This is a genomic window from Synechococcus sp. R5-13 (assembly GCF_047462015.1).
GTDB lineage: Bacteria > Cyanobacteriota > Cyanobacteriia > Thermostichales > Thermostichaceae > Thermostichus.
On record NZ_JANSIL010000172.1, the window covers coordinates 1 to 7786 of the forward strand.

Consider the following 7786-nt stretch of genomic DNA (forward strand, 5'->3'; position numbering starts at 1 on the left):
GCTTGCCAACTGCAGGGCTACCGAAAGCCCGCCCCGTACTGCGAAGCAGTCAGGGCCGGGTAGTTTACTTGGGGATCTCGATGGTTACGTTAGCCAACTGCACATCGTCATGATCCACCCAGGCTCCGCCGTGCCGGACGACCGTATCACCTCCCACCGGCACCGAGATGTGCAGGGATCCCCCGAAAAGGGGAATGCTGATCGGCACTTGGGGACCACGGGTGACCATGGGGGGCTGAATCAGGGTTTTGCCGGTGCGCAGGGTAACAGTGTTCAGGCCCAGGCGCAGAGGTTGCAGCGGCAGGGGAATCTGTAGGTTATCTCCCCCCAGGTGAATCTGCTCGATTTCCACCCCGTTCAGAATGACCTGCATGGGAGACATGTTGGCGCTGGGGATCCGGGATTGGCCGGCCCGATAGGCGGCGGCAGTATCCAACCCAATCAGGGATCCAATCCGCAAAACCGGTGGGCGCGAAGGCAGGCGTTGCAAAGTGAAAGAGCGGGTCATCTCCACCCCTTGGGCAGGGCCCAAAAATTGCCCGGCGGCAGCCGATTCCGGTGAGTACTGGTTATCCCCCAGGCGGATGACATTCGCCTCCAGCACCAAAGTCGTATTAGGATCCCAGCGCTCCAACTGCAGTTGCCAAGGCCGATCCCCGCTGGCTTGACCGTTGCCTGTACTTTGGGAATAGGGCAAGTAATTTTCCAGCCGCGCCACCAAAATTTCTTCTGCCGGCAGCGGCCCTGGCAGGCGAAACCGACCCTGGGCATCGGTGCGCACCGAAATACCCGCCCCCGGAATGGCCACCTCCGCCCCGGCCAAGGGCTGCCCTGTCAGCCGATCCACCACCTGTCCCGAATAGGCGGAATCCAACTGCACCTGTCCTGTGGGCACATCCGTTGCTGCCTGAATGCGCTGCTGCAACACTTGCCAGTCGGCTTCTGTGATCCGTCCATCCTGGTCGACATCGGCAGCTCGGATCTGGTCGTCGGTCAATCCCCGTTCTCCCCGCAAGTAGGCCCCCAACAGGTTGAGATCCTGCACCGTCAAACGGCCATCCCCATCCAGGTCGCCCGCCTGAAAGGGCTGCGCGTGGGCAAAAGACACGCCTATCCAACCCAGGCCCAGGGATCCCAGTAGCAAAAGAGAATGAGCCAAACAGGAGACCCTAAACATGGCAACTCTCCTGGGAGTTGTTCATGTTCTAACGTAATTCACCTCCTCGCAGCAGGGTTGACCGAGCCGGTGTAGAGTACTCTTGAGCGCAATTTTGCCGGTTCGCCTTTGGCTGCAGGAGCCGAAAACTTAATGGTAGGATAACCGTGGTGGCTTGCCTGTTCTATGGCTCGATACTCTTGCGTTACCCAGCTTGTGGGCTCAGCCGAGCAGCTCAGCGAGTCGATCCGCGCTGTTTTGGAGCGCTGCCAACTCAATATCCTCCACAACAGCCTTGATTATTGGGTGGCCGGCGAGCCTCCCGGAAAAAATCCCCACACCAAACTGGTGACGGTGGAAGTGTTTGTGGATCGCACCCGTCAGGCTGCCGACGGCTCTGTACAGGTGACCTGCATTGCCAAAAATGAAGAGCTGCCCCTAAAAAGCGTTAACCACTGCCAACAAACCTTTGACCGACTGAAGGCAGAGCTAGCCCAGTTGCAAAGTCAACTTCAGCTTGCTGCCCAACAAAAAGATGCCTTACGATAGCTAGGCTGAGTTTGCTTTGATCCCATGGCGCGTCGCTGCCAACTAACCAACAAGAAACGCAACAACGCTTTTGCCATCTCCCACTCCCACCGGCGCACCAAGCGTCTGCAGGAAGTCAATTTGCAGTGGAAGCGCATCTGGTGGGAAGAGGGTAAGCGGTTTGTTCGTCTGCGCCTTTCCACCAAAGCCTTGAAGACTCTCAAGGCCAAGGGTATAGGAGCCATGGCCCGGGAAGCCGGGATCGACCTCAACCAGTTTTGAGCTTTCTCCTCAGCCCAGTTGTGTCTGACAGCTCCAACCTCACAGCAAGCCAAAAAGCTTACGCGACTTGGGCTGCAATCCCGCCAGCAAGGTGTTGAGGGTATCCCGTTGGGTAAGCTCGTTGGTGCCGCTGGCCCGCTCGATTAAGAGCTTGCGCGTCTCATCGGAGAGCTTGGCATCGGTAAAATCGGCTCCACTGAAGAGCGTGTTTTCAATCTGAGCGTCCCGTAGGTTGGCCCCCACCAAAATGGCTTGTTCTAGGTTGGCAAACTGAAGCTGGCAACTCACCAAGGCAGCCTGGGAGAGGTTGCAGCGAGATAGGTTGGCCTGGCGGAAGTCGGCGGCAAAAAAGTTCCCCTCCGCCAGATTAGCAGCCACCAAGCTGGCTTCGCGAAAGATGGAATGGCTGAAACGGCCCCCCTGAAAGCTGCTTTTGTCCAGTTTGGCGGCGGTAAAGTTGCTGTAGTCCCCCAGAGCCTGGCTAAAGCTGGATCCCCGTAGATCTGAGGCGGTAAAATTGGCCCGCTCTAGCTCAGCGCGGCGAAAGTTGCACAGACGTAGGTCGGCTTGCTGCAGGCTGATCGAGCGCAGGTTAGCCCGCGTCAAATTGGATTTGGGCATCTGAATGCGGTCGAACAGGCCCCGCGAGAGGTAGGCATTCTCCAGGTTGGCACCCACCAGGGAGCGCCCCTCACGCAAGGCTTCCAGCAAGTCCCGCGTGGTTTCAATGCGAACCGGCTCTGAGGGTTGAGAAGGGGGAGCACTCACAGATGGAGCATTCCTCACAGTTAGGCCAGAAACCCGGCCAACCCAGCCGTAAACTGGGGGCCAACAGGGATCCCACCTATCAAGCTAACGTTTGCGCCGCCTGCCGAGGTTAAGAGGATGTTAAAAAGACAACCCTGCATCGAGCTTTCCAGAGGGGGCCTTCTCTTGTGGAAACAGCCTACCGGGGGAGAGCCATCGGCTCCGATTTGTTGCATACTCGGGGCAGCCTTTCGTCAGTGAACCACACCTCCCATGCAGGTAGCTTTTATTGTCGATCCATTGCCTCAGTTGCAGGTGGGCCATGACACCAGCATTGCCCTGATGGAAGCTCTGCAGAAACGGGGACACCGCATTTTCTGCCTGGGCCTGGCGGATCTCTACTGGGATCAAGGGGAAACGTGGGGATCCCTTGAGGAAATCCGGTTGGATCTGCAAGCGGATCCCTGGTATGAGGTCAAAGACCGGCAACTGCTGCCCCTGAGCCAAATGCAGGCGGTGTGGATGCGCAAGGATCCACCGGTGGATACGGCCTATCTCTATGCCACTTACCTTTTGGATCGTCTCTCCCCCAGCCGCACGCTGGTGCTCAATCATCCTGCCGGGATCCGCTCGGCCAACGAAAAGCTCTATGCCCTGCAATTCCAAGAGTGGATCCCGCGTACCCGCGTCAGCAGCAACAAACGCCTGCTGCGTCAGTTCGTCGAACAGGAAGGACAGGCGGTGCTCAAGCCTTTGGGTGGCAAAGGTGGGGAAGGGATCCTGAGGGTCAATGCCGGGGATCCAAACCTCAACTCGTTGATTGAAATGAGCACCCAATTTGGTCGGCTGCCCGTGATGGTGCAAGAGTATTTGCCACAGGCGGCGGCAGGAGATAAACGCATTTTGTTGCTGGAAGGAGAACCTTTGGGCGCCGTCAATCGGATCCCTGGAGAGGGAGATTTTCGGGGCAATGTTGCTGCCGGCGGTCGAGTGGAAAAAACCAAGATTACCGAAAAAGAACGGGCTCTCTGCGGGGCTTTGGCGCCGGTGCTCAGGCAGGAGAAGCTGTATTTTGTCGGGATTGATGTTATCGGGGAACGACTAACCGAAGTGAACGTGACCAGCCCAACAATGCTGCGAGAACTCTGTCAGTTGGAAGGAGTTGACCTGGCAGATCAAGTGGCTCAGTGGCTGGAAAAGAAGGTGCCCGTCAAGGGCTGAATGACTACCCACCAGGATGTTTCTGGGATCCGGCGCGTCTGTTGCCTGACGGGGTTCCCGTCTATTTAGGGAGTCTATAGAGATCAAATTATAGCTTGGAATGACCATAGTAGGTTGAGTTCAACTTTTTCCGGTCGGCAGATAGAAAATAAAAAGCCCCACAAGGGGGCTCTGCCGCGACCAGTCAGCGACTTATAAAACTCTAGAGCAATATAAAGAAAAGCTCCATGAATAGGCCGTATTGAACATCGCATTGAGCACAGTTTTTAGAATCTCAGAAAAAAGGCCAAATCCTCGGAGCTGTTATCTTTTTTTTAGATTTTCCGACCCGAGGCTAATCCCAGGCCCCTTCTGCTTTGCCGGAGCGGTCTTTAGAGTTGCTGCTCTTGCCCAGTGGGCTAGGAGTCTGCCAGTGGCCTTTCCCGACCCACCCAGCGCCAGATGGTGGGCAGCAGCACTGCCGCCAGTCCGCACTTCACCAAGTCTCCTGGGATAAAAGGGAAGACCCCTTTGTTGAGGACGGCCAAGATCGAGGTGGGCTCAACATTCTGGTTCAGCCACACCCCCAGCCAAGTGGCTCCCAGCAAAAAAATCAGAGCTGAGCAGGATAACATCGCCAGCGCCATCTTCCAGGGGTTGCGATCCACGCCCCAGCGCTCCACCAACCAGCCCATCAGCCCCGCAGCTAGGGGAAAAGCCAATAGGTAGCCCCCCGTCGCCCCCGCCAAGTGGCTAAGCCCGGATCCGCCACCGCTGAAGAAGGGCAATCCCAGGATCCCTTCCAGCAGGTACACCAGCAACGTGAGAAAGCCCAGCCGTGCCCCAAAGCCTGCCCCCACCAGCATCACCCCAAAGGTTTGCCCGGTAATCGGTACCGGCGTGAAGGGCAGAGGGATCCGCACCTGAGCCAAGGCAGCTACGAACAAACTTCCCCCCAGAACCAGCAGGAGATCCCGAGTTCGGGAAGGGCGAGGCAGAACAGTTTGCGCCAAGGGTGTGTGAACAAAGGTAGCAGTCATGAGAGGTTTGCACTCCTGTTTACCCGAAGACTGAGCTTAAGGCCCCGTCCCATCGCTGCGCGGAAGCAAGCCAGTAGGGCGGGGAGTATGTCAGGGTTTCAGAATACAAGAATTCGGTTACCGAAAAACTGGGTTTGAAGCCCCGCCCTTTAAAGCGGCTTTGTGCTACGCTGCCTGCAGTGCCAGGGTAGTCAGCCGCTCTCGCCCACAGCAGCACAGGGCGCATTGTTCGCGTAAACGGGCTGTAGGCCCTAAACCCGACAGCCTGACGGTTGGATCCGACCTCAGTGGGTTTTGTGGTTGTTGTTTACAACGGCACCTAAAGGCACTCGGGAACCACCCTGTGTGCTGGCGAGTACGTAGCGCTGGGGAGCTGCGTGGCAGCAACGTTGAGGTCGAGGATGATCCCACGCTGCTCATTTTGCACCCTGTGCATCGGAAAGAGCCATAAAGCCAAGCAGGGGCTAGATGGATTCTTGCGGCACTTCTGAGCCTTTGTCAGGTTGAGGAGCACTGGGCCGGTTCTGGCGAGTTGCTTGTACAATCGCCACCGTAAGCAAATGGGAGAGCAGACCCACAGGCCCGGCAAACAAGCACAAAATCAGAGAATGGGTTGTCCATACTCGCTTATCCCACCCTTCCAAAAAGATCCAGCGGCCCACAAACAAATCCATGACGATGTAGTGGACCCATCCCGTCGCCATAACAGAGGGTTGACTGAATAGGCCAGTTAGGCTGGTCAGAGACAGTTGAGGGTTGGAAAATTCCTTGAGAACATCCGCGTTGAACCCGGTGACCAAAAGATACAAATAAACCGCCGCCAGAAGAGCGATGGGCAAAAACGATTCCATCACTTTGCGGGTTACCTTCCAACCCGGCAGCAGAATCATCATTGCCCAAAAGGGCAAAGCAAACCAGTTGGCCCCGTTAAAGATCATCTCCAGCATGCTTGGAACCCCCAACGCTACCTGTCCATTATCGGCCTAATGCCCCCTGGGGATCCCTGCAGTAGCGGGTGGAAATGGATGGGAGTTATTCCTGACTTGCCCTGAAGTTTTTTCTGAAGCTAAAGGGATCCCGGTCGCTATTCCGGTTGGCGGAGCCTGGCAGTTGCAATGGAGCTGACCGCACGGCCACTGTCGGTGGTGGCGGCAATGCGGGAAATGCGGGATCCGGTGTCGGTCATGGCCCAGAAGCTGCTGATGCTTTTGGCCGTAGAGGTGGGTTGAGCTGGGCCGATGGGGGATTCTACTGCCTGGGAGTCTGGGGATTTCTCCTGAGAAGGGAGCAACACCACAGGTTCCTCACCCCGTTGAGCTACTGCAACTTTTGGGGCGGGATGTTCTGGTGTGGGCTCAGGGGCTTCTTCTTTGCGGGCGGCCTCTGCAGCAGGGACATTCCGGGGAGAGGGCTGCTGAACCGGCCTCTTGCCAAGGGGCGGTCGTGGGGCCTTGCGTGGCGCGGCAGCGGGGGGTGCAGGGGGGGCTTGGCCGGCGATCTTTCCCCATAAGGCTTTGAGGAGTTGCCACATGGCTGGGTTAACTTCTGAGCGATAGAGCAGTGAGGAATGGTGTTATCCTGCCATGCTCTGGCCTGAGAATCCATCCCCTCTGCCAGTCTTGATAGAGCAAAGTCATAACGAGTATGATTAAGGAGCCTGCTTAGGGAGAAAGTTCAACATGGCGCAGATTCGCGAGATTCCCCTTGCCCAAATTCGCCGCCCTTTGCCGCGGCAAACGGATCCGGATAAGGTGCAGGCGCTGATGGCTTCCATTGAAGCAGTCGGCCTACAGGAGCCCATTGAGGTTTTGGAAGTGGAAGGGGAGTACTACGGGTTCTCCGGCTGCCATCGCTACGAGGCATTTGTCCGCTTGGGCAAGGAGCGGATCCCCTGCCGGGTGCGAAAAGCGCCACGTGCTGTTTTGAGGCTACACCTGGCCTGAAAGAGATCCCTTCTGGCCCGGCTCCTCTTCGGCGGTGTAGCCCCGTTCGTAGGCAAAACGCACCAGTTGCGAGCGATTTTCCAAAGAAAGCTTGCTGAGGATGTTGGTCAGGTGAGTTTGCACAGTGCGCGGGCTGATGAACAGCTTCTCGCCGATTTGCTTGTTGGTGAAGCCGCGAATGACTTCCCGAAAGACCCGCTCCTCAGCAGGGGTCAGAGGCAATTCGGGTGGGGTGGGGCGGGGGTCCGCTTCGGGTTTTGGCTGGGACTGCTGTTGGATTAGCCGCAAAATTTCCGATTGGGTGCGGCGGGAGCGTTCAATCTGGGCCTCGATTTTGGCCACCAGTTCCAGGGGTTCAAAGGGCTTGATGATGTAGTCATCCGCCCCCCGCTCGTAGCCCTGAACTCGGTCATCGATCTCTCCCCGCGAAGAGAGAAAAATGAAGGGGACGAGCTCGCCGCCGCGCTGTTGGCGCAGCTGTCGGCAAAACTCGAAGCCGTCCATTTCCGGCATCACCACATCTGAAACCACCACATCCGGCTGCTCTTGGGCAAACAGACGCAACCCTTCTACACCCGAAGCGCCTGTACAAACCCGATAGCCATGCTGAGTCAGGTGGCGGCTCAGCACCTTCAGGGAGAGGGGATCGTCATCTACGACCAGTACACGCTTCATGAGGACTCGAGGAGGCTGTTAGGGAAAAGGGTAAAGCGCTATTCACCTGTTATCTGTCGCTATTTTAGGGAGACGGACAGGATTCGTCATTTGGCTGGGGTGCCTTGACCCATAATAGTGGTTTCAAGGGTGGCCTGGTTGAAAGGTAAACTACCCGGCTCCGACCGCTAAGCGGTACGGAGCGGGCTTTCAGTAGCCCTGAGCCTGTTCTGCTC

At 57.2% G+C, this 7786-nt stretch carries 10 protein-coding genes; 4 read left to right on the forward strand and 6 right to left on the reverse strand.

Annotated features, from left to right (window positions below; translation table 11 throughout):
• Nucleotides 1–64: 64 nt before the first annotated feature.
• Nucleotides 65–1177 (reverse strand): dockerin type I domain-containing protein, encoded by a 1113-nt coding sequence (locus tag NW840_RS12685; protein ID WP_414344657.1) that lies wholly within the window; start codon nt 1175–1177, stop codon nt 65–67.
• Nucleotides 1178–1342: 165 nt separating this feature from the next.
• On the opposite strand from NW840_RS12685, the gene NW840_RS12690 reads away from it, so the two are divergent.
• Both NW840_RS12690 and rpmB read left to right on the forward strand, forming a co-directional pair.
• Complete coding sequence (locus tag NW840_RS12690) at nt 1343–1705, forward strand: hypothetical protein (protein WP_414344659.1); 363 nt, start codon at nt 1343–1345, stop codon at nt 1703–1705.
• Between the two features lie 24 nt (nt 1706–1729).
• The gene (rpmB, locus tag NW840_RS12695) at nt 1730–1966 is read left to right on the forward strand and encodes a 50S ribosomal protein L28 (protein ID WP_011431026.1); all 237 of its coding nucleotides are present in this window, start codon (nt 1730–1732) and stop codon (nt 1964–1966) included.
• A gap of 39 nt (nt 1967–2005) precedes the next feature.
• Here the strand turns inward: rpmB and NW840_RS12700 are convergent, their stop codons facing one another.
• Nucleotides 2006–2734 (reverse strand): pentapeptide repeat-containing protein, encoded by a 729-nt coding sequence (locus tag NW840_RS12700; protein ID WP_414328957.1) that lies wholly within the window; start codon nt 2732–2734, stop codon nt 2006–2008.
• 252 nt (nt 2735–2986) lie between these two features.
• Here NW840_RS12700 and gshB point away from each other — a divergent pair, with 252 nt between their 5' ends.
• On the forward strand, nt 2987–3934 hold the full coding sequence (gshB, locus tag NW840_RS12705; protein WP_414328956.1) for a glutathione synthase: 948 nt from the start codon (nt 2987–2989) through the stop codon (nt 3932–3934).
• Between the two features lie 398 nt (nt 3935–4332).
• Here gshB and NW840_RS12710 read toward each other — a convergent pair whose 3' ends face one another.
• From NW840_RS12710 to NW840_RS12720, 3 genes are all read right to left on the reverse strand, one after another.
• Nucleotides 4333–4953, reverse strand: a complete 621-nt coding sequence (locus tag NW840_RS12710) for a biotin transporter BioY (RefSeq protein ID WP_414344661.1) — start codon at nt 4951–4953, stop codon at nt 4333–4335.
• A 464-nt stretch (nt 4954–5417) separates the two neighbouring features.
• Nucleotides 5418–5900, reverse strand: coding sequence for an ABA4-like family protein (locus NW840_RS12715; protein ID WP_414344662.1), 483 nt, complete (start codon nt 5898–5900; stop codon nt 5418–5420).
• 137 nt (nt 5901–6037) lie between these two features.
• Nucleotides 6038–6247 carry a hypothetical protein gene (locus tag NW840_RS12720; RefSeq protein WP_414344664.1) on the reverse strand — a complete coding sequence of 70 codons (210 nt, stop codon included), beginning with the start codon at nt 6245–6247 and terminating at the stop codon, nt 6038–6040.
• Between the two features lie 385 nt (nt 6248–6632).
• Between NW840_RS12720 and NW840_RS12725 the strand changes: the two genes are divergently transcribed.
• Nucleotides 6633–6896, forward strand: a complete 264-nt coding sequence (locus NW840_RS12725) for a sulfiredoxin (protein WP_011432677.1) — start codon at nt 6633–6635, stop codon at nt 6894–6896.
• On the opposite strand, the gene NW840_RS12730 is transcribed toward NW840_RS12725, so the two are convergent.
• Nucleotides 6882–7571 (reverse strand): response regulator transcription factor, encoded by a 690-nt coding sequence (locus NW840_RS12730; RefSeq protein WP_011432676.1) that lies wholly within the window; start codon nt 7569–7571, stop codon nt 6882–6884. The two genes, NW840_RS12725 and NW840_RS12730, sit on opposite strands and share 15 nt — an antisense overlap.
• Nucleotides 7572–7786 lie beyond the last annotated feature (215 nt).